Consider the following 20,000-nt stretch of genomic DNA (forward strand, 5'->3'; position numbering starts at 1 on the left):
CCGCTTATCCCTTCAGCGAGGCGTCGACGGCGCTGTTGACCGCATTGACGTCCGGCGTCACGCCGGACAGCCGCTGGACGATGGCGCCGGCCGCATCCGCCGCGATGCCGCGGACGTTGCTCATGGCATTGGTCCGGGTCGTTGCGATCTGCTTCTCGGCGTCGGCGAGCTTGCTCGCCAGCTTCGCTTCCAGCGCCTTGCGTTCCGCTTCGGAGGCCGCGTTCAGCTTCTCGCGGGTCTCGTTGCCGATCGCCTGCGCGCGGGCGCGCGCATTCGCCAGCTCGCTCTCATAGGCCTTCAGCGCAGCGTCGGATTCGTCCTTCAGCTTCTGCGCCTCGGCCAGATCGCCCTCGATCTTGTTCTGGCGTGCATCGATCGTCCCGCCGACACGCGGCAGTGCGATACGCGACACGATCAGGTAAAGCGCGACGAACGCAATGACCAGCGACACCAGCTGCGAGGCGTAGTTGGACGAATCAAACGGAGGAAAGGTTCCGCCGTGATGTCCGCCGTCCGTCTCGGTGTGGGCGCCGGCTTTCTGGCCTTTTGCCTCGCCATGACTCTCAGCCATGGTGTTCTCCTGTTGCTGTCATGCGCGCCGCCCTGAAGGCGGCGCGAAGGGGTGCCGCTCGGATCAGAGCGGAACGAACAGCAGGAGCAGCGCGATCAGCAGCGAGAAGATGCCGAGCGCTTCGGTCACGGCGAAGCCGAAGATCAGGTTGCCGAACTGGCCCTGAGCAGCCGAAGGATTGCGCACCGCCGCGGCAAGGTAGTTGCCGAAGATGATGCCCACACCGACGCCCGCGCCGCCCATGCCGATGCACGCGATGCCCGCGCCGATAAGTTTAGCTGCTGCCGCTTCCATTTTTAGCTCCTTGGAAAGAAAGACTGATGTGAGGGTGGAATTCCCCGGACCGCTTAGTGTCCCGGATGAATGGCGTCGTTGAGGTAGATGCAGGTCAGGATCGCAAACACATAGGCTTGCAGGAAGGCGACCAGCAATTCGAGCGCGGTCAGCGCGACGGTGAGCGCCAGCGGCAGCACGCCGCCGATCCAGCCGATCGCGCCGAGCGAAACGCCGAGCATGGCGACGAAGCCCGCGAACACCTTCAGCGCGATGTGGCCGGCCAGCATGTTGGCGAACAGACGCACGCTGTGCGAGACCGGCCGCAGGAAGAACGACAGGATCTCGATGAACATGACCAGCGGCAGGATGTAGATCGGAACGCCCGACGGCACGAAGATCTTGAAGAACTTCAAGCCGTTCTTGTAGACGCCGTAGATCAGGACCGTGAAGAACACGAGCAGCGCGAGCGCCGCGGTGACGATCAGATGGCTCGAGATCGTGAACGTGTAGGGAATGATGCCGACCAGGTTCGAGACGCAGATGAACATGAACAGCGAGAAGATCAGCGGGAAGAACTTCATGCCGTCCGCACCGGCGGTGCCGCGAATCGTGCTGGCGACGAATTCGTAGGAGATCTCGGCGATCGACTGCAGCCGTCCCGGAACCAGCTCGCGGCCGCTCGCCAGCATCAAGAGCGCGATCACCAGGACCGCGATCAGCATGTAGAGGGACGAATTGGTGAAGGCGATCGTGTGATTGCCGATATGCCCGATCGTGAAGAGGGGCTCGATATTGAACTGATGGATCGGGTCGATTTTCATCCGCGCGGCTCTTGGTCCACCGGCCGTCCTGCCGGTTATCGAATTTCAAATGTCGTGACTTCCCGCCAGCGCTCAACGCTTGCCCGAGGCCACGCCAGCGGACCTCACCACGTTGACCACGCCGGCGACGAAGCCGAGCAGCAAAAACACGATGAAGCCGAATGGCGATGTCGACAGCAAACGGTCGAACCCCCAGCCAATCGCCGCCCCGACGGCAACGCCCGCGATCAACTCCGAGGAAAGGCGAAAACCGAGCGCCATCGCCGAAGCTCTGGCCGCACTGTCCCCGCTTTCAGTTCCGGATTGATCAGTCCTCTTTCTCCGGCTGTCGCGAACTTCAGACAACCGATGATCGAGATTTCCGAGCCTTGCGGAAAGCGCAGCTTCGTCGGAGGACGAAGGATCGCGATTCCCATTTGCGTCGTGGTTTGTGTTTTCAGCCATGCTGCAAACACTAACCGAAGCCGCGGTTGATGGAAATTACGCCCGTCCCCGTCAAAAGCCGCGCGGACCATACTTACCGAGTCTAATCAAGTCAAGATTACGTCGTAACCAGTTATTCCTTTGATTTCATTGGATTTATCTGGAGATATTCAACGGCAGAGTGACGCAGTGTTCGCAGTGCAGCAGCTGTTCTGCAATGGAACGAACTTGCGCGTGTGCGATCGCTCTGTTGGGATGGCCGAAAGTCACCCTCGTTTGCGTTCGGGGATCCTCATGCCGCGTCAGGTCGATTACTACTTCTCGCTTCAATCGCCGTGGGCTTATATCGGCCACAAGCCCTTTATGAAGCTCGTAAGTACTTACGATCTCAAGGTAAATTACCGCCCCGTGCTGCTGATCGATCTGTTTTCGGAGACCGGCGGCCTGCCGCTTGCCAAGCGCCATCCGGTGCGGCAGCGCTATCGGATGATCGAGCTGCAGCGCTGGCGCGACAAGCGCGGGCTGAGTTTCCACCTTGAGCCCGCGAACTGGCCGTTCAACCCGCGGCTCGCCGATGGGGTCGCGATCGCGGCGATCGAAGCGGGCCTCGATCCCGATCCCTATCTGCAGCGGGCCTATCCCGCGGTCTGGGAGCATCAGCTCAACCTGGCCGATCCGGCAATTGTGGAAAAACTCGCCGATGATGCCGGTTTGCCCGGCAAGCAACTCGTCGCGCGTTCAGGAACGGACGCAATCAGCGCGGCCTATGAGCAGAACCGGCAGGATGCAATTTCAGCCGACGTGTTCGGCTCCCCCGGCTATGTGCTCGACGGCGAGGTGTTTTGGGGGCAGGACCGGATCGAATTGCTGGAAGACGCGTTGAAGTCGGGCCGCAAGCCCTATAGCTCAGAAGTCTAGGGCAGGGTTCTGATTGAGACGGAGCAAGCCCATGCGCATGGCGACGTCGTCCTCGAAATTCCCCATCGCGATCGCGGTTGGCGCCCTCTTCGTCTGCGGCGTGGCGGCCGCTCAATCGGCGCCGGACACCGAGAACGGTCGCTATGTGCTGTCGCCGGCGGCCGATGGTTTCCTGCGGCTCGATACGCGCACCGGTGCGGTCTCGACCTGCAGCAATTCCGGTGCGGGTTGGGCCTGTTATGCGGTGCCCGACGAGCGGGCGGCGATGGATGTCGAGATCGGCCGCCTGCAAGCCGACAATGACAGGCTGAAGGCCGAGCTCGCGGCGCGCGAGCCGACCGTACCGGGCAAGATCGAGGAGGCGCTACCGAAAGCGGACGCGCTGAAGAAGCCGGAGCCGAAGGTCGCCGAGGGCGAGCGCAAACTCGAGATTCCGTTGCCGAGCGACCGCGACATGGATCGCATGATGTCGTTCCTGGAGCGCGCGTGGCGTCGGCTGATCGAGATGGCCAATCGCGTGCAGCGCGACGTCAACGGCGGCAAGATTTGATGTCGCACTTTGACGTCGTCCCGGCGAAGGCCGGGACCCATAACCACCGATGCGCATTGGTTACGGAAGATATCAACTCCGAGCCTTCGAAATCGAAGGGCCGCGGCGTATGGGTCCCGGCCTGCGCCGGGACGACGGGTTGAGAGAACGCAGACAATGGCACCGAAAGCAATATCGCGCTCTGCGCCTTCGTCCGTCGCCGCGACCACCATCATCTCGTCGCGCCTCACGGTGCAAACCTCGGGCGCGGGCTTCTCCGACCTCACGCGCGAGGTCGCATCGTTCCTGCGTGACGCGCACGCCGGCGAGGGCGTCGTGACCATGTTTATCCGCCACACCTCGGCGTCGCTGACGATCCAGGAGAATGCCGACCCCACCGTGCTGGTGGATCTGATGACGGCGCTCGACCGCGCCGCGCCCGAGGACGGAGGGTGGCGTCACGATACCGAGGGTCCCGACGACATGCCGGCGCATATCAAGACCATGCTGACCGCAACCTCGCTCCAGGTCCCGGTGCTTGACGGCGAGATGGCGCTCGGCACCTGGCAGGGCATCTACCTGATCGAGCATCGTGCCCGTCCGCACCGGCGCGAGATCGTGCTGCAGTTCGTCGGCGCGACCAGGGCCTGATCGCGGATCACGCCCGAAAAATGAAACCGGCCGCGGATCGCTCCGCGGCCGGTTCGTCGAAAGGCCTGTGTCAGCCGATCAGGTCTTGCTGATGTCGACGTCCTTGGTCTCCGGCAGGAAGAGCGCGCCGACCACCGCAGTGATTGCCGCGAAGATGATCGGGTACCAGAGGCCGGCGTAGATGTCGCCGGTCGAGGCCACGATCGCGAACGCGGTCGCGGGCAACAGGCCGCCAAACCAGCCGTTGCCGATGTGATAGGGCAGCGACATCGAGGTGTAGCGGATCTTGGTCGGGAACAACTCGACCAGCATCGCGGCGATCGGGCCGTAGACCATGGTGACGAAGATCACCAGGATGAACAGCAGGCCGATGACGGCGGCGACCTGCGGCCGGAAGATATCGAACGGGTTCGACATCTTCACGATGCCGGCGTCGCCGGTCTTCGGATAGCCGGCGGCGGTCACCGCGGCGGTGATCGCCGGGTTGCCGTCCTTGGCGTTGGCGTAAGGGACCTCCTTGCCGTTGACCATCACCTTCACGCCGGAGCCGGCCGGGCCGTAGGTCGTCGAGTACTTGACCGACGACTGGGCCAGGAAGGCGCGGGCGGTGTCGCAGGGCGCGGTGAAGACGCGGGTGCCGACCGGGTTGAACAGGTCGCCGCAGCCTGCGCGATCGGCAACCACCTCGACCTTGGTCGCTTCGATCGCCTTCTCCAGCGCCGGATTGGCGTTGGTGGTGATCATCTTGAAGATCGGGAAGAAGGTCAGCGCCGCGATCGCGCAGCCCGCCAGGATGATCGGCTTGCGGCCGATCCTGTCGGACAGCGCGCCAAACACCACGAAAAAGCCGGTGCCGAACACGAGCGACCAGGCGATCAGGAGGTTCGCGGTGTAGCCGTCGACCTTGAGGATCGATTGCAGGAAGAACAGCGCGTAGAACTGGCCGGTGTACCAGACCACGCCTTGGCCCATGGTGCCGCCGAGCAGCGCGAGCAGCACGATCTTGGCGTTTGACCAGTTGGCGAAGGCCTCGGTCAGCGGCGCCTTCGAGCTCTTGCCCTCTTCCTTCATGCGCTGGAACACCGGCGATTCATTCAGCCGCAGCCGGATCCAGACCGAGATGCCGAGCAGCAGCACCGAGACCAGGAACGGAATGCGCCAGGCCCACTCGGCGAAATCCTTCTCGCCGGTGATGGTTCGGGTGAACAGGATCACCAGCAGCGACAGGAACAGGCCGAGCGTCGCCGTGGTCTGGATGAACGAGGTGTAGTAGCCGCGCTTGCCCTGCGGAGCATGCTCGGCGACGTAGGTCGCCGCACCGCCATATTCGCCGCCGAGCGCGAGGCCCTGCAGCAGGCGCAGCGAGATCAGGATGACCGGCGCCGCGATGCCGATGGTCGCGGCGTTGGGCAACAGGCCGACGATGAAGGTCGACAGGCCCATGATCAGGATGGTGACGAGGAAGGTGTACTTACGGCCGACGATATCGCCGACGCGCCCGAACACGATGGCGCCGAACGGGCGGACCAGGAAGCCCGCGGCGAAGGCCAAAAGGGCGAAGATATCGCGCGTTGCCGGCGGATAGGCCGAGAAGAACTGCGCGCCGATGATGCCGGCGAGCGATCCGTAGAGATAGAAGTCGTACCACTCGAAGACGGTGCCGAGCGACGAGGCGAGGATGACGAAGCGTTCGTCCTTCGTCATGCCGGCCGGTCGTGCCGAAGTTGCAGTCACTGTGGACATCTGGATCGTTCCCCCAAATTTATTGCTGCCGAACTGGCCCACCTGCCGAGTTCGGCTTGGTTAAGCTCTGGACTTGGCAGGAAGGTAACATCGCCGTGAAACGCGCCCATATAAGACTTTCGGCTTTTGCACGTCCTGATCCCCCGGGGGAACATGACGGCACCGGCTGCATCTATTGCGGCGCACAAGCCGCTGAGTTAACTGCATTGGCATGTGGTATTATCGAGCGCTTGCACGGTATTGCTGCTCGGGAGAGAACAGGGCCTTGTGGGTTCGCCGTGACCCGCGCGTGAGACTGAGATGACTGCCGTAACCAATACTCATCTTGTCATCGCCGACGATCATCCGCTGTTCCGCGATGCGTTGCGCCAGGCCGTTGCGACCGTCGTGAACTCGGCCACGATCAGCGAGGCCGGATCGTTCGAGGATCTCACCACGCTCCTGGAACGGGACTCCGAAGTCGACCTGATCCTGCTTGACCTGTCGATGCCGGGGATCAGCGGCTTCTCGGGCCTGATCTATCTGCGGGCGCAATATCCGGCGATCCCAGTGGTGATCGTCTCCGCCACCGACGATGCCGGCACGATCCGCCGCTCGCTCGATTTCGGCGCCTCGGGCTTCATTCCCAAACGTTTCGGCGTCGACACGCTGCGCGACGCCATCATGAAGGTCATGGAAGGCGACGTCTGGGTTCCGCCGGACACTGACCTGTCGGCCGGCGGCGATCCCGACATGACGCGGCTGCGCGATCGCCTGGTGACGCTGACCCCGCAGCAGGTGCGGGTGCTGATGATGCTGTCGGAGGGGTTGCTCAACAAGCAGATCGCCTACGAGCTCGGTGTTTCCGAGGCGACTATCAAGGCTCATGTCTCGGCGATCCTGCAAAAGCTCGGCGTCGAAAGCCGCACCCAGGCCGTGATTGCCGCCGCCAAGATCGCCGGCGGCCAGTGGCGTCAGGGCACGCCGACCACCTAGCGCCGCAGTGGTTCCGATCGAATCGGCACCGGGGGCGCCAGCTTTTGTTTCGACCCGCAGTTCCGGCGCGAGCCGCAATCCACCTCGCTTGAAGACAACGTGAGCCCCGCAATGGAGCAGGACCAGATCCGGGAGGGATGGCGATCGCTCCTCAGACGGGAATGGATCCCGACGCTCGCGGTCCTGCTCGGCGGCGTGCTGCTGCAGTCCATGAACGTGCTGATGCTGACGACCGTGTTGCCGTCGATCGTCGGCGAACTCGGCGGCGTCACGATGCTGAGCTGGCCGACCACCGCCTATCTTGCCTCCTCGATCGTCGCTGCAAGCTGCGCTGGCGTGCTCGCCACGGCGCTTGGCGCGCGCGCCGTCTATTGCGCGGGAGTGACGATATTCGGCCTCGGCTCCCTGCTGTGTTCGCTCGCCCCGGCGATGGGTTGGATCGTTGCCGGCAGGCTGATTCAAGGGTTCGGCGGCGGGCTGGAGGCCGCCGTGGCTTACGTCCTGGTGCGCGGAACGTTTCCAGAGATGGTCTGGTCGCGGACCATCGCGTTGATGTCGACGAGCTGGAGCATGTCGGTGTTGATCGGCCCGCTCGTCGGCGGGATGTTCGCCCATTTCGGCAACTGGCGCAGTGCCTTTGTTGCGACCGCCGCGACCGCAATGGTGTTGGCGGTCAGCGCCTTCTTCATCCTGCCGCCGGTCGCGGCGGAACGTCGCACCGCGTCCGCGCGTGTCCCCGCCGGTCGTGTCGCCCTGGTCTGCCTCGCCATCGCCGCGACGTCCGCCGCGTCCGTCGTCGCCTCGCCGGCTGCGAAGCTCGCGGTGATCGCGGCGGCGATCGTCGCATTCGCTCTGATGCTGCGGCTCGACCGTTCGTCGTCGACCCGGCTATTGCCGAGCGACGCGTTCTCCTGGCGCACGCAAACGGGCGTCGGGCTGTGGCTGGCGCTGCTGCTCTGCATCACCTTCAGCCCGCTGCAGATCTATGTGCCGATGTTCCTGCAGCAGCTGCACGGGTTCGATCCGCTCTCGGCCGGCTTTGCGGTGGCCAGCGCCTCGCTGGCCTGGAGCGCCGCCTCGCTTGCGACCGCCGGGGTGTCGGCCCCCTGGCGGGATCGATTGATGCTGACCGGGTCGGCGATCATGGGCGTGAGCCTGCTTGGGCTCGGGCTTCTGGTGCCGCAGGCCGCGGCATCGGCATTGCTGCTGGTTCCGCCGATTGCCTTGCTCGGTGCGGGCATTGGTCAATGCTGGCCGTTCGTCGCCCACCGCATCATGGATGGCGCCAAGGCGGGCGACGAAGTGGTCGCGGCATCGTCGGTCCCCACCGTGCAGCAGATGGGTTTTGCATTCGGCGCCGCGATCGCGGGGCTGGTCGCAAATGCCTGCGGATTATCGGCCGCGGTTGCCGATGCGACGATGGCGCGGGCCGCCTTCTTTGTGCCGGCGAGCTTCGTGATACCGGCGATCCTCGCCTTTGCGGCCGCGTTGCGCCTCTACGGCTTGCGCAAGTCCTGAATTCAGCGCTCGGTTGCTACTCCGCCGCCACCATCTGCTGGGTGCGCCACTGTCCGAGCAAAGCGCGCAGCGAGGCCGGTTTGACCGGCTTGTTCAGCACCGCGATGTTCTCCTCGCGCGCCGCGGCGCGGACCGGTGGGCTGCGGTCGGCGGTGATCAGGATCGCCGGGATATTCTCGCCGAAGCGGCGGCGGATCTCGCGGATTGCGGCGACGCCGTTGCCGCGGTCGAGATGGTAGTCGACCAGAAGCCCGGTGACGTCGCCGCCGGCTGCCTCGATCGCGGCGATGGCCGCCTCGGGATCGGCCACCGCGATCACCTCGGCATCCCAGGCGGTCAGAAGCGTCTTCATGCCGTCGAGGATGGCGGGGTCGTTCTCGATGCAGACGATCAGCGCGCCGCTCATCGGCGTCTTCGACAGCGGCGTCGCGCTGGTGACGGCGGCGGTGTGGTTGATTGCGGTTGCGACCGGCACGGTCACCGAGAAGACCGAACCGCCGCCGGTGTTGGCGTCGATCGCGATGCGGTGGTTGAGCACGCGTGCCAGCCGTTCGACGATCGACAGGCCAAGGCCAAGGCCGCGGGCGATCCGGGCGCCCTGCTCGAGGCGATGGAACTCCTTGAAGATCTCGCCCCGCTTCTGCACGGGGATGCCGACGCCGGTGTCGTAGATGCCGATCTGCAGGCTTTGGCCGCGGCGGCGACAGCCGACCAGCACGCGGCCCCGCGGGGTGTATTTGATCGCGTTGGAGACGAAGTTCTGCAACAGCCGGCGCAGCAGCGAGCGGTCGGATTCGACCGGCAGCGAGCAGGGCACGAAGCGCAGATCGAGGCCCTTGTCGCGGGCGATCGGCGCGAACTCGATCTCCAGCGAGCGCATCAGGTCCCCCATCCGGAAGCTCGTGATCGACGGCGTCATGGCGCCGGCATCGAGCCGAGAGATGTCGAGCAGCGCGCCCAGGATGTCCTCGATCGCCTCCAGCGAGTCGTCGATATTCTCGACCAGGCGCGAATCCTCGCCGCCGTTCTGGCGCTCGACCAGGCTTGTCACATAGAGCCGCGCGGCGTTGAGCGGCTGCAGGATGTCGTGGCTCGCTGCGGCAAGGAAGCGGGTCTTGGAGGCGTTCGCGTCTTCCGCCGTGCTCTTGGCGTGCGCGAGCTCGGAGTTCAGTCGCGTCAGTTCCTCGGTGCGGTCGCGCACGCGCTTTTCCAGCGTCGCGTTGGCGCGCTCCAGTGCTTCGGCAGCCTCGAAGCTCGGCGTGACGTCGGAGAAGGTGATCACGAGCCCGCCGCCCGGCATGCGGTTGGAGCGCACCTCGATCACCATGTGGCGATCGGGGAAGCGCTCGAGATAGGGTTCGCCCGCGGTGGTGTAGGCCACCAGGCGCTTGTCCAGCAGGCTGTCGGTGGTCTCGGGGCCGAGCGGGCCCACCGCGCCCATGAATTCGAGGATCTCGGGCAGCGGGATGCCGAGTTGCACCAGATGCGGCGGCAGCGCCAGCAGCTCGCTGAACTGGCGGTTGGAGCAGATCAGCTGCAGGTCCGCATCGAACACGGCGATGCCCTGGCGCACGTGGTTGAGGGCGGTCTGCAGGATCTCGCGGTTGAAGTGCAGCGCGGCGTGGGAATCGTCGAGCAGCTTCAGCGCGGCCTTGGCCGACACCGTGCGCCGGCGCAACAGGAGCGACATCACGATGCGCGAGGAAGCGGCGCCGATCGAGGAGGCGATCAGCCGCTCGGCATGCTGCAGCAGCTCGAAATCCGCGGGCGACGACGGATCGAGCGCGCTGTTGTGGTCGGCTGCGAAGGCCGCGAATGCCTCGCGGGCGCGGTCGGGGCCGAGATACTGCGCCACCGTGCTCTCGATGTCCTGCACCGTCACCGTGGTGCGCCAGCGCCGGAAGGTCGGCGCGATCGGGGTCAGCGTGTTGGGCACGAACAGATCGGCCTGCAGCAGCTCGATCGATGACGGCGCGCGCGCCAACGAGAACACGACATAGGTCAGGATATTGAGCGACAGGCTCCACAGCACGCCGTGCAGCAACGGCGGCAGATCGGCGCCGAACAGCGCCTGCGGCCGCAGCAGCTCGAGGCCGAGCGGGCCGTGCCGCAGCAGCATCAGGCCGGTAGTCGAGGTTTCGAGGAAGCTCGGCACGAACAGCGTGTAGAGCCAGACCGCGAAGCCGACCAGCATGCCGGCCATGGCGCCGTGCGCGGTGGCGCGGCGCCAGAACAGGCCGCCGAAGAACGCGGGCGCAAGCTGCGCGATCGCGGCAAAGGACAACAGGCCGATCGCGACGAGCTGGGTGTTGCCGAGCGCGCGATAGTAGAAATACGCCATCACCATGATGGCGAAGATCGAGAAGCGGCGCACCTTCAGCAGGAAATCGCCGAAATCCTTCTCACTGAGGCGGGCCTCGCTGCTGCGCGGCAGCACCAGCGGGAGCACGATGTCGTTGGAGACCATGATCGACAGCGCGACGCATTCGACGATCACCATCGCAGTCGCGGCCGACAGGCCGCCGATGAACACGGCGACGCTGAGCAGCTGCGAATTGCCTTCGATCGGCAGCGCCAGCACATACATGTCGCTGTCGACGGCGCCGAACGGAAAGATGACGAGGCCTGCGATCGCGATCGGGATCACGAACAGGTTGATGGCGACGAGATACAGCGGGAACAGCCAGCGCGCCCGGCTGACCTCCGCGCTGGTCGAATTCTCCACCACGCTGACATGGAATTGGCGCGGCAGCAGCATGATCGCGCAGAACGACAACAGCGTCATGATCAGGAAATTGCCGATCGACGGCACATATTCGATCGCGCGCACCGCCTCCGGCGTCTTCAGCGCGCGCTCGTACAGGTCGGCGGGCGAGAACATCCAGAACGTGACGAAGGCGCCGACGGCAATGAAGCTCACCAGCTTGACGATGGATTCGGTCGCGATCGCCAGGATCAGGCCGTGCTGGTGCTCGGTCGCGTCGGTGTGGCGGGTGCCGAACAGCACCGCAAACACCGCCATCGCCAGCGTCACGATCAGCGCGATGTCGCCGATGATCGGAATCTTGGAGAGCGCCTGATCCTCGCTCAGGATGGTCTCCAGCGACGCCGCCACCGCCTTGAGCTGCAGCGCGATATAGGGCACCGAGCCGATGATCGCGATGCCGGCCACCGTCGCCGCCACCGCCTGGCTCTTGCCGTAGCGCGCGGCGATGAAGTCGGCGATCGAGGTGATGTTCTGGGATTTGGCGAGGCCGATCACCCGGCGCAGCAGCGGCGTGCACAGCCCGATCATCACGATCGGGCCGACATAGATCGCCAGGAAGTCGATGCTGGTGCGGGTGGCGAAGCCGACGGAGCCGAAGAAGGTCCAGGACGTGCAGTAGATCGCCAGCGACAGCGGGTAGATCCAGTGGCTGGCGCGGCCGCGCTCGCCCGGCGGCATCCGGTCGCCGCGGCTGGCAACGAAGAACAGGAACCCGATATAGGCGAACGCCGCGGCGATGACGCCCCAGTCGTGCAGCATTGCTGCGTGTCTCCTTCCCGGCCCGCGAGGGGCCGATAGGAGGTATATATAAACGCATTGGGCCGGCCGCGCACCGCGCGACCGGCCCAATTTCAGGGACTGGAAGGGAAAAGGGTTACTCGGCCGCCAGCGACTTCTTGTTCAGCGGCAGATCGAGCCGCTCCCAGACCTGCAGCAGGGCTTCGGCGAGAGCGTCGATCAGGCCGTCGTCGTGATAGGGCGAGGGCGTGATGCGCAGCCTCTCGGAGCCCTTGGCGACCGTCGGGTAGTTGATCGGCTGGATGTAGATGCCGTGGTCCTCGAGCAGCATGTCGGAGGCGCGCTTGCACTTCTCGGGGTCGCCGACGAACAGCGGCACGATATGGGTGTCGCTCGACATCACGGGCAGGCCGGCGGCGATCAGGATCGCCTTGGTGCGGGCGGCGCGGTCCTGGTGGCGCTCGCGCTCCCAGCTCGAGGTCTTGAGGTGGCGGATCGCAGCCGTCGCGGCCGAGCAGATCGCCGGCGGCAGCGCCGTGGTGAAGATGAAGCCCGGCGCGTAGGAGCGCACGGCATCGATGATCTCGGACTTGGCAGCGATATAGCCGCCGAGGCAGCCGAACGCCTTGGCGAGCGTACCCTCGAGGACGTCGATGCGATGCATGACGCCGTCGCGCTCGGCGATGCCGCCGCCGCGCGGGCCGTACATGCCGACCGCATGGACCTCGTCGACATAGGTCATGGCACCGTATTTCTCGGCGAGATCGCAGATCTTGGCGAGCGGCGCGACGTCACCGTCCATCGAGTACAGGCTCTCGCAGGCGATCAGCTTCGGCCGGTCCGGGCCTGCGGCGATCAAGAGCTCCTCGAGATGCGCGACGTCGTTGTGGCGGAAGATCTGGCGCTCGCAGCCGGCCTGCCGCACGCCCTCGATCATCGAATTGTGGTTCAGCGCGTCCGACAGGATCAGGCAGTTCGGGATCAGCTTCGCGAGCGTCGAGATGCCGGTCTGGTTGGACACATAGCCCGAGGTGAACAGCAGCGAGGCCTCCTTGCCGTGGAGGTCGGCGAGTTCGGCCTCGAGCTGCACCAGCGGATGATGAGTGCCCGCGATGTTGCGGGTGCCGCCGGCGCCGGTACCGACCCGGGTCGCCGTCTCGACCATGGCGCCGACCACCTTGGGGTGCTGGCCCATGCCGAGATAGTCGTTCGAGCACCAGATCACGACGTTGCGCAGGCCCTTCGGCGAGTGCCAGGTCGCATGCGGGAAACGGCCCGCGATCCGCTCGAGGTCGGCGAAAACCCGGTAGCGCCGCTCGTCATGCAGGCGATTGAGGGCGGTTTGGAAGAACTGGCTGTAATCCATCGGCAATCCTGAAGGCGGAACCTGACCGGAAGAGCTGCCTCTTCTTAGAGCTTTTCCAGCTCCAATGTCCATGCGCTGGCCCACATTTGGGCATGCGCCAGAGGTGGGCAAATTGCCCTAGCCGGGCCAATCCCGGGTTGATTCCGATCAAATCGGCGGGAGCCGCGGAGCGCCGGCCGCCTCCGGGGCGCTCAGGTCGTCCTGAAGCGCAGCACCCCGTCGGCGGTCTCGGCCTTCAGCCGGCCCTCGACCAGCATGTAGTTGACGTGGGCGATCAATTCGCCGGCGGCAAAGCCCATCTGGTGGGGGTCGAGCGCGTGCTTGTGGAAGACCACCGGCACCAGTTCTTTCGAGGTCTGGGGCACCTCGCGGCAGGCGTCGGCGATCAGCCGGCAGCGCTCCTCGTGGTGGTCAGCGAGCTGCTTGATCCGGGTCTTCAGCCCGTAGAACGGCACGCCGTGGCCGGGCAGCACCATCACGTCATAGGGCAGGGTGGTGGTGAGGCTCGCCAGCGACGCGAGATACTCGCCGAGCGAGTTCTGCTCGGGCTCGACCGCCCAGACGCTGACATTGGGCGAGATCTTGCTCAGGACCTGGTCGGCCGACAGGAACAGCTTGTCGGCGGCGCAGTACAGCATCACCTGGTCGAGGGCGTGGCCGCCGCCGGTGATCACCTTGAAGCGCCGCGCGCCGATCACGACCTCGTCGCCATGGGTGAGGCGGTGGTACGACGGCGGCAGCACCGACACCCGCTTCAGATAGTCCTGGCCGCGGCCAAGCAGCTTTTCCGTCAGGTCCTCGTCCATGCCATGACGGCGGAAGAACAGCCGCTGCGCGTTGCGCCGCTCCTCGGTGCCGCGATTCTGGTGGTAAACCGACTGCAGATATTCCACCTGCGACATCAACAGCGGGCAGTTGAAGCGTTCGGTGATCCAGCCCGCAAGTCCGACATGGTCGGGGTGCGAATGGGTCACGATCAGGCGCGTGACCTTCACATGCTTGAGCGGCCCTTCGAACAGCGTGGTCCAGGCTGCGATCGATTCCTCGTTGCCGAAGCCGGAGTCGACCATGGCCCAGCCGTCACCGTCGGCGAGCAGGTAGATGTTCACGTGGTTGAGGCGGAACGGCAGCTTCAGCCGTACCCACAATACGCCGGGCGTCACCTCCACGACCTGGTCGTGGCCGGGATGGTTTTCCCAGGGGTATCGCAGTGCCTCCGCGGAGGAGTGGATGCTGTCGGTCTTTGAATGCATGCTATCGGCTTAGCGGCACACGGCCCCCCGCGCCAGCCGAAAAATCGGCTGCCAGTCCGGAGAATGGGAGTGGCAGGAACCGAAATTCCGTAGCCCGGATGGAGCGCAGCGCAATCCGGGATAAGTCGATCCACGAAGAACGGTCCCGGATTTCACTACGCTCCATCCGGGCTACGGTCTTCCAGCTCACGCCGCCCGGATATTCGACAGGAAGGCGTCGATCTCCGAGCGCAGCACGTCGGCCTCCCGGCGCAGCGCGTCGGAGGCGTTCAGCACCTCGCCGGCGGCGGCGCCGGCTTCCGAGGAGGCGTTGCTGACGCCGACGATGTTGCTCGACACCTCGCTGGTGCCGCCGGCGGCGTGCTGGATGTTGCGGGCGATCTCGCGCGTCGCCGCCCCCTGCTCCTCGACCGCAGCCGCGATCGCGGTGGTGACGTCGTTGATCTCGCCGATCGTGTTCGAGATGTTGCGGATCGCGGAGACCGCCGTGGTCGTCACGTCCTGCATGCTGACGATCTGCTGGCGGATCTCCTCGGTCGCCTTGGCGGTCTGGCTGGCGAGGTTCTTCACCTCGGAGGCGACCACCGCAAAGCCGCGGCCGGCCTCGCCGGCGCGCGCCGCCTCGATGGTGGCGTTGAGCGCGAGCAGGTTGGTCTGCGAGGCGATGGTCTGGATCAGGTCGACCACGACGCTGATGCGCGCGGCGTTGTCGGCAAGCCCCTGCATCGTGGCGTCGGTGGCGCTGGCCTCTTCCACCGCCTTGCGGGCGATCTCCGCCGAGGTGACGACCTGACGGCCGATCTCCGAGATCGACGACGACAGCTCTTCGGTGCCGGACGATACCGTCTGCACGTTGACCGAAGTCTCCTCGGCGGCCGAGGCCACCGCGTTGACCAGCGCGCTGGACTGGTCGGCAGTCGCCGACATGCTCTGCGCGGTGGTCTGCATCGAGTTCGCCGCGGTCTGCAGGCTGCCGAGCGCGGTGCGGACGGTGGATTCGAAATCGACGATCTGGGCCTCCATGCGTGAGGCGCGCTCGGCCTTGGCGATGCGGTCCTGGTTCTGGCTTGCCGAGAGCTCGCGGCCCTCGATCATGCTCTCGCGGAACACCTGCAGCGAGTCGGCCATCGTGGCGATCTCGTCGCGCTGCCGGCTGTGCGGGATCTCGGTCTCGAGGTCGCCGTCGGACAACAGCTGCATCGAGCGTTGCAGGCCGCGGATGCGGCGCAGGATGTTGCGGCCGACATAGAGCCAGACGAACAGGAACGAGCCGACCAGGGTCAGTGCGCCGAGCCCGATCATGACCGTGGTCGCAAACGAGATCTGCTGCCGCGCCTGGAAGGTCGAGGCGTCGGTCTCCTTCTGCACGCCGTCGACGAGCTGCTGCACGCTGATGCCGAGGCCGACATTGAGCTTGCGCGTCTCGTCGAGGATGGTCTGGCCGTAGTCGATCGAGTCGAGCTCCTTCTCGCGGACCTTGAACACGCCGCTCTTGCCCTCGCCGAGCGCGAGCAGCTTCTGCGCGGTGTCGCGCACTGCGACGAGCGAGGGATTGTTGGGCAGGTCTTCGAGATTGGACTTGATGCGCTCGCGGCCCGCCTTGAAATCCTTTTCGATCGCATCGAGCGTGTCGCTGGCATTCGCCGACAGCGCCGCGGTCAAGTCGGCGGCCATCAAATTGCCGACGGAGAGAACGTTGCCGATCTGGCCGACGCTGCGGGCCGCTTCGCCTGCGGCGTCAGCGTCGACCTCGGCCGAGCCGAGGATCGCGTTCAGCCGCGTCTGCGCATCCAGCATCGCCGGGCCCGCCGCGGACACGAAGGCCGCCTGCGCCTTGCGCAGCGCGACGTATTGCTTGTCATGGAGGGCTGCGACCTCCAGCCGCTCGCGCGCCGCCGAGATCAGGCTCTTGGTCGCCTCGTCGGTGTTCTTGACGTTCTCCTGGAGCGCGCTGACTACGGACTTATCGGCGCCGAGCTCAATGATCTCGCCGAGCTTGGCCGAGGTGAGCTGCTGGACCTCCTTCACCTTCTTGGTGCGTTCATTCAGCGCGTCTTCGCTGGGAGCGGCCAACAGGCCGGGTCCCTGCGCGGCGAGTGAGGCACTCTGCGCGGCGAGCTGCAGGCTTGCGGCAAGGCGCGGGATGTCGCGGCCGCTCAGATCGGTCATGGTGCCGCCGAGCTGGCGCAGCACCATGCCGGCGCCCGCGCTGATCACGAGCGCCATGCCCGCGATCACGGCGAACGCCGCGAACAGGCTGCCCCTGACGCCCATCTGCGGAAGGTGGATACGCGTGAGATTGAGTTTGCCGAGCTTGAACCGAAACGCCATTGCCCCTGCCCCGAAAGTGCTACCTTGGATGATCCTCGCGCGGCAGTATCGGGGGAGGCGGTTAACAAAATCGGGAAAATTGCGGCGATCTGCGCGAATTTTGGGCGTGGTCGGCACACTGGCGTATTCTTGCTCACGGCGATCGATGCACGCGATCGAACGCAAAAAGGCCGGCGGATGCCAGCCTTTTCCACGCCTGGTTGTATCATAGCGTTTTCAAGCGAAGTGGATGCCGGTTCGCGTGAAGAAAACGCGTCAAGACAAGAATCTAGGATTGTCTCAGTAGCGCGCGACCACCGGGCCGCCGAAGTTGAAGCGATAGTTGATGCCGGCCTTCACCGTGTGTTCGTCATTGCTGAAGGTGCCGAACGGAACCAGCGCGGCCGGGGCAGTGAAGCGGCTGTCGCCGAAATTGTAGTACTGATACTCGGCCTTGGCCGACCAGTTCGGCGCGAACATGTATTCGATGCCGGCGCCGACGGTGTAGCCGTTGGTGTGGTTGTCGCTGAGCGCGAAGGCCACCGGCACGCCGCCGAAGGTCACCGTCTCGCGGTTGTCGGAATAGGCGTAGCCGCCCTTCACATAGATCAGGCCCGGTCCCCAGGTGTAGCCGACGCGGCCGGTGATCGATCCGATGCCGCGCTGGTTGTTGTTGTAGACGATGCCGCCGGGGAACACCGCGTTGAGCTGGTGGCCGCTGAGCCAGGAATACTGGCCTTCGACACCGACCACCCAGGTCGGGGCGATCTGCCAGTCGGCGCCCGCCTGCACGCCGCCAAGGAAGCGGCCGTCGGTGTTGGTCAACGCGAGGCCGTTGAAAGCGTTGCTGTTGCTGGCGAACGCGCCGCCGAGATGGCCGCCGATATAGAAGCCGGTCCAGTTATAGAGCGGCGCGGCATAGGCCGGCGGCGGATTGTTGTAGTAGGGGCGGCGGGCGCCGAGGTCGGCGGCCTCTGCGGACGCGCCCAGGCCACCAAGGGCGGCTGCGACGGCTGCGGTTGCGAGCAGGTACTTCTTCATTTCGGGACTGTCTCCGGCAATTCGATTGGGACGGCACCCGCATCGGGTGCCGTCCGTGATGCACTTAGACAGCTATTGAATAAAATGCGGTCAGTTGGAGGCGACGGCGGTATCAAACCAAGCTGTTGGCCGATAAACGTTTTCTTGTGCCTAACGAAGGCCTAACGAGAGGTTGAGGAAGGCTTAAGAACCCGACGCGGTTACCGCTTCCGCAAATCCTCGGCGTGCACGATGCAAGACAGCTAATCCAGCCGGCGGAGCACGTCGTCGCGGATCTGCGCGCGGAACGCCTGCTTGCGCGCCGGGCGGTCCTTCTCGGCGACGTCATAGCGATCGAACACGTTGAACTTCTCGAGGATCGGGTAGCGCTCGCTCGCCATCGCCAGAATGCGCAAGAGGTCGGCGGCCTGTCCGCTCGGGCCGCTGACCTCCCACCGGCGGATCGTGTCGGCCCCGCCGGCCGCCGGCAGCCCGCACAGCTTTGCCATGTCGACGGCAGTGAGCGGCCGGCCGATCGCCTCGCCGAGATCTTCGCGCAGTTTCTTGAGCTCTGGGCCGGTCACTCTGGTTCTGCTCCGGGATGAGAAGTGTGAACTGCGTCACGCGACGCAGTTCGGGTCCGGGCTATACGGCGCGCAACCGTTCCGGAAGGAGATCGTCATGCGCGACATCATTGAAAGCCTCAGTCCCGAGGATGGACAGATCGAATGGAAATGGGTCGGCAGTGTGTTCGCGTTCTACGTCGTGGTGATGATCGGCGCGGCGGGGGTGCTGATCGCGCGTTGATCCGGCAGCCGTTAGCAGCTCCGACGAGCGCCGCGCGATCTGGCCGGTGCGATGTTTGCGGCCGGGCAGGATTGAACTGTCGAGAGCCTACGTTTTCGCTGAAATCGTTGAGTTTTTCGGCCTCGCCAAGTTGCCCTGTGCATCAGCCGCGGGTGCAGTTGTCTCGTCGTTGCAGTTCAGGGATCAGTGGTAGTTTCGGCTTGTGGGGCTCTTCACCTCACCCTTCGCTTCCTTCGCGGCGCTCAACAGCTGGGTCGCTAGCATCCGGTCCAGCATGTCTTCTAGTGCGCTCACGTCGATTGCGCCCTCGGTGAGGCGGAGATCGGCAGCTTCGAGCGCGTCGTAGTAGGGCTTTTTATTTCCAGCGATCTGCTCGGGAATTGTTGGAGCACCCGGCAGCAGGCTGTCCAGCTTGGCGCTCATCACAACATACGACACGGCTCGGGCAGTACGCCCGTTGCCATCAGCAAACGGATGGATCCAATTGAGCCGCCACAGCACTAGATGGACTGCAGTTTTCGACCAATTGTCGTTGACGTAGTCGCATAGATGCTCAATTTCCTCGGATACGAACGGCGCTTCCGGAGGCTGATGCTTGCTGCCCTGAATTGTCACATTGGTATTCCGCCACGTTCCCGCCAACGGATGGATACCGTCAAGAGCCGCCTGGTGCAGCTTGAGAATCAAACTCGAGCGCAAACGAAAAGGGCGCTCTGGTTCCTTGACGAAAGACCGGATCATCTCCAGTGCGAGGTCGAATTGACGAATGCCGTTCTCAGCCTCGCGCCGAGCGATTTCGTCAGGATCGTTGAGAAGTGGCGCTGTCTCGGCAACGCTATGCCGGTCCTCGGCCACGACTACTCCTACTCGCCCGAGTGAAGCTTCTTGTCGAGCGCGGCGACCATCTCGCGGGTGATCCGATCGTTCTCGATATGAGTGTTGCCGTAGGCGAAGCTCCGGCGCTGTTCGCCCAGTTGGTCAGGCGTCATCTCAATATGGCGAGCCCGCTCAATCAGTTCCTTCAGATCATTAGTCATCGAGCCACTCCCCGCATCAGAAGCAATCATAGCGAACGGCCTACGTTCCTGTAAAGTTCCTAATCGCACGTAAAAGGACGTACAGTCGCTGATGCGGCGTTTAGGTGACTCGTTCAATCGTGTCGAGCCACCGCGGGCGGAAAGCGAAGTCGACCCCTTGAACGGGCGGCGAGGGGGAGCTCGGACAGACAATCGGAGGTGCCGGCCTCAGGCGGCCGGGTCGTGTCCCAGCTGGTGGTGTAGCTGGAGCGAAGCCGCTCGCGACGCGCGCCCCCCC

The 20,000-nt window shown here is 64.8% G+C and carries 19 protein-coding genes; 6 read left to right on the plus strand and 13 right to left on the minus strand.

Features of this window, described 5'->3' with window-relative positions; genetic code table 11:
* Positions 1–4: 4 nt before the first annotated feature.
* The 4 genes from ACFFWD_RS35235 to ACFFWD_RS35250 all read right to left on the minus strand — a co-directional run bounded on the left by ACFFWD_RS35235 (position 5) and on the right by ACFFWD_RS35250 (position 2,112).
* Positions 5–571 carry a F0F1 ATP synthase subunit B gene (locus ACFFWD_RS35235; protein ID WP_376973440.1) on the minus strand — a complete coding sequence of 189 codons (567 nt, stop codon included), beginning with the start codon at positions 569–571 and terminating at the stop codon, positions 5–7.
* 63 nt (positions 572–634) lie between these two features.
* A complete protein-coding gene (locus ACFFWD_RS35240) occupies positions 635–865 on the minus strand; it encodes a F0F1 ATP synthase subunit C (RefSeq protein WP_291602905.1) in 231 nt (76 codons plus the stop codon).
* A 53-nt stretch (positions 866–918) separates the two neighbouring features.
* Entirely contained in the window at positions 919–1,668 is a 750-nt protein-coding gene (locus ACFFWD_RS35245; protein WP_376973443.1) for a F0F1 ATP synthase subunit A, read from the minus strand.
* A 72-nt stretch (positions 1,669–1,740) separates the two neighbouring features.
* Positions 1,741–2,112: an AtpZ/AtpI family protein gene (locus ACFFWD_RS35250; protein WP_376973445.1), complete on the minus strand. Its 372-nt coding sequence runs from the start codon at positions 2,110–2,112 to the stop codon at positions 1,741–1,743.
* Between the two features lie 273 nt (positions 2,113–2,385).
* On the opposite strand from ACFFWD_RS35250, the gene ACFFWD_RS35255 reads away from it, so the two are divergent.
* The 3 genes from ACFFWD_RS35255 to ACFFWD_RS35265 all read left to right on the plus strand — a co-directional run bounded on the left by ACFFWD_RS35255 (position 2,386) and on the right by ACFFWD_RS35265 (position 4,189).
* The gene (locus ACFFWD_RS35255; RefSeq protein WP_376973483.1) at positions 2,386–3,009 is read left to right on the plus strand and encodes a 2-hydroxychromene-2-carboxylate isomerase; all 624 of its coding nucleotides are present in this window, start codon (positions 2,386–2,388) and stop codon (positions 3,007–3,009) included.
* 31 nt (positions 3,010–3,040) lie between these two features.
* Positions 3,041–3,559: a hypothetical protein gene (locus tag ACFFWD_RS35260; protein WP_376973447.1), complete on the plus strand. Its 519-nt coding sequence runs from the start codon at positions 3,041–3,043 to the stop codon at positions 3,557–3,559.
* Positions 3,560–3,715: 156 nt separating this feature from the next.
* Positions 3,716–4,189 carry a secondary thiamine-phosphate synthase enzyme YjbQ gene (locus ACFFWD_RS35265; RefSeq protein WP_376973449.1) on the plus strand — a complete coding sequence of 158 codons (474 nt, stop codon included), beginning with the start codon at positions 3,716–3,718 and terminating at the stop codon, positions 4,187–4,189.
* A 78-nt stretch (positions 4,190–4,267) separates the two neighbouring features.
* Here ACFFWD_RS35265 and ACFFWD_RS35270 read toward each other — a convergent pair whose 3' ends face one another.
* On the minus strand, positions 4,268–5,893 hold the full coding sequence (locus ACFFWD_RS35270) for an MFS transporter (RefSeq protein WP_376973485.1): 1,626 nt from the start codon (positions 5,891–5,893) through the stop codon (positions 4,268–4,270).
* A gap of 339 nt (positions 5,894–6,232) precedes the next feature.
* Here ACFFWD_RS35270 and ACFFWD_RS35275 point away from each other — a divergent pair, with 339 nt between their 5' ends.
* Positions 6,233–6,907 (plus strand): response regulator, encoded by a 675-nt coding sequence (locus ACFFWD_RS35275; RefSeq protein ID WP_376973451.1) that lies wholly within the window; start codon positions 6,233–6,235, stop codon positions 6,905–6,907.
* A gap of 99 nt (positions 6,908–7,006) precedes the next feature.
* Positions 7,007–8,425: an MFS transporter gene (locus ACFFWD_RS35280; protein ID WP_376973453.1), complete on the plus strand. Its 1,419-nt coding sequence runs from the start codon at positions 7,007–7,009 to the stop codon at positions 8,423–8,425.
* A gap of 16 nt (positions 8,426–8,441) precedes the next feature.
* Here the strand turns inward: ACFFWD_RS35280 and ACFFWD_RS35285 are convergent, their stop codons facing one another.
* The 6 genes from ACFFWD_RS35285 to ACFFWD_RS35310 all read right to left on the minus strand — a co-directional run bounded on the left by ACFFWD_RS35285 (position 8,442) and on the right by ACFFWD_RS35310 (position 18,463).
* Positions 8,442–11,951, minus strand: a complete 3,510-nt coding sequence (locus ACFFWD_RS35285; RefSeq protein ID WP_376973455.1) for a PAS domain-containing hybrid sensor histidine kinase/response regulator — start codon at positions 11,949–11,951, stop codon at positions 8,442–8,444.
* A gap of 115 nt (positions 11,952–12,066) precedes the next feature.
* A complete protein-coding gene (hemA, locus tag ACFFWD_RS35290) occupies positions 12,067–13,296 on the minus strand; it encodes a 5-aminolevulinate synthase (protein WP_376973457.1) in 1,230 nt (409 codons plus the stop codon).
* Positions 13,297–13,487: 191 nt separating this feature from the next.
* The gene (locus ACFFWD_RS35295) at positions 13,488–14,549 is read right to left on the minus strand and encodes an MBL fold metallo-hydrolase (RefSeq protein ID WP_376973459.1); all 1,062 of its coding nucleotides are present in this window, start codon (positions 14,547–14,549) and stop codon (positions 13,488–13,490) included.
* A gap of 186 nt (positions 14,550–14,735) precedes the next feature.
* A complete protein-coding gene (locus tag ACFFWD_RS35300; protein WP_376973461.1) occupies positions 14,736–16,880 on the minus strand; it encodes a methyl-accepting chemotaxis protein in 2,145 nt (714 codons plus the stop codon).
* Between the two features lie 279 nt (positions 16,881–17,159).
* Positions 17,160–17,900: an outer membrane protein gene (locus tag ACFFWD_RS35305; protein WP_376973463.1), complete on the minus strand. Its 741-nt coding sequence runs from the start codon at positions 17,898–17,900 to the stop codon at positions 17,160–17,162.
* Between the two features lie 242 nt (positions 17,901–18,142).
* Positions 18,143–18,463: a helix-turn-helix domain-containing protein gene (locus tag ACFFWD_RS35310; RefSeq protein ID WP_376973465.1), complete on the minus strand. Its 321-nt coding sequence runs from the start codon at positions 18,461–18,463 to the stop codon at positions 18,143–18,145.
* A gap of 97 nt (positions 18,464–18,560) precedes the next feature.
* On the opposite strand from ACFFWD_RS35310, the gene ACFFWD_RS35315 reads away from it, so the two are divergent.
* Positions 18,561–18,686: a hypothetical protein gene (locus tag ACFFWD_RS35315; protein ID WP_376973467.1), complete on the plus strand. Its 126-nt coding sequence runs from the start codon at positions 18,561–18,563 to the stop codon at positions 18,684–18,686.
* A gap of 183 nt (positions 18,687–18,869) precedes the next feature.
* Here the strand turns inward: ACFFWD_RS35315 and ACFFWD_RS35320 are convergent, their stop codons facing one another.
* Together ACFFWD_RS35320 and ACFFWD_RS35325 are read right to left on the minus strand one after the other, a co-directional pair.
* On the minus strand, positions 18,870–19,541 hold the full coding sequence (locus tag ACFFWD_RS35320) for a Fic family protein (protein ID WP_376973469.1): 672 nt from the start codon (positions 19,539–19,541) through the stop codon (positions 18,870–18,872).
* Between the two features lie 8 nt (positions 19,542–19,549).
* A complete protein-coding gene (locus ACFFWD_RS35325) occupies positions 19,550–19,723 on the minus strand; it encodes a hypothetical protein (protein WP_376973471.1) in 174 nt (57 codons plus the stop codon).
* Positions 19,724–20,000: the final 277 nt, after the last annotated feature.

It is taken from the genome of Bradyrhizobium erythrophlei, from assembly GCF_042430365.1.
Lineage (GTDB): Bacteria > Pseudomonadota > Alphaproteobacteria > Rhizobiales > Xanthobacteraceae > Bradyrhizobium > Bradyrhizobium erythrophlei.

Bases quoted from the DNA above. Each gene is read 5' to 3' on its own strand.
- ACFFWD_RS35325 (WP_376973471.1), bottom strand. From the start codon at position 19,723: ATGACTAATGATCTGAAGGAACTGATTGAGCGGGCTCGCCATATTGAG.
- ACFFWD_RS35265 (WP_376973449.1), top strand. From the start codon at position 3,716: ATGGCACCGAAAGCAATATCGCGCTCTGCGCCTTCGTCCGTCGCCGCG.
- ACFFWD_RS35295 (WP_376973459.1), bottom strand. From the start codon at position 14,549: ATGCATTCAAAGACCGACAGCATCCACTCCTCCGCGGAGGCACTGCGA.
- ACFFWD_RS35275 (WP_376973451.1), top strand. From the start codon at position 6,233: ATGACTGCCGTAACCAATACTCATCTTGTCATCGCCGACGATCATCCG.
- ACFFWD_RS35245 (WP_376973443.1), bottom strand. From the start codon at position 1,668: ATGAAAATCGACCCGATCCATCAGTTCAATATCGAGCCCCTCTTCACG.
- ACFFWD_RS35285 (WP_376973455.1), bottom strand. From the start codon at position 11,951: ATGCTGCACGACTGGGGCGTCATCGCCGCGGCGTTCGCCTATATCGGG.
- ACFFWD_RS35240 (WP_291602905.1), bottom strand. From the start codon at position 865: ATGGAAGCGGCAGCAGCTAAACTTATCGGCGCGGGCATCGCGTGCATC.
- ACFFWD_RS35270 (WP_376973485.1), bottom strand. From the start codon at position 5,893: ATGACGAAGGACGAACGCTTCGTCATCCTCGCCTCGTCGCTCGGCACC.
- ACFFWD_RS35250 (WP_376973445.1), bottom strand. From the start codon at position 2,112: ATGGCTGAAAACACAAACCACGACGCAAATGGGAATCGCGATCCTTCG.
- ACFFWD_RS35235 (WP_376973440.1), bottom strand. From the start codon at position 571: ATGGCTGAGAGTCATGGCGAGGCAAAAGGCCAGAAAGCCGGCGCCCAC.
- ACFFWD_RS35260 (WP_376973447.1), top strand. From the start codon at position 3,041: ATGCGCATGGCGACGTCGTCCTCGAAATTCCCCATCGCGATCGCGGTT.
- ACFFWD_RS35300 (WP_376973461.1), bottom strand. From the start codon at position 16,880: ATGGCGTTTCGGTTCAAGCTCGGCAAACTCAATCTCACGCGTATCCAC.
- ACFFWD_RS35255 (WP_376973483.1), top strand. From the start codon at position 2,386: ATGCCGCGTCAGGTCGATTACTACTTCTCGCTTCAATCGCCGTGGGCT.
- ACFFWD_RS35315 (WP_376973467.1), top strand. From the start codon at position 18,561: ATGCGCGACATCATTGAAAGCCTCAGTCCCGAGGATGGACAGATCGAA.
- ACFFWD_RS35305 (WP_376973463.1), bottom strand. From the start codon at position 17,900: ATGAAGAAGTACCTGCTCGCAACCGCAGCCGTCGCAGCCGCCCTTGGT.
- hemA (WP_376973457.1), bottom strand. From the start codon at position 13,296: ATGGATTACAGCCAGTTCTTCCAAACCGCCCTCAATCGCCTGCATGAC.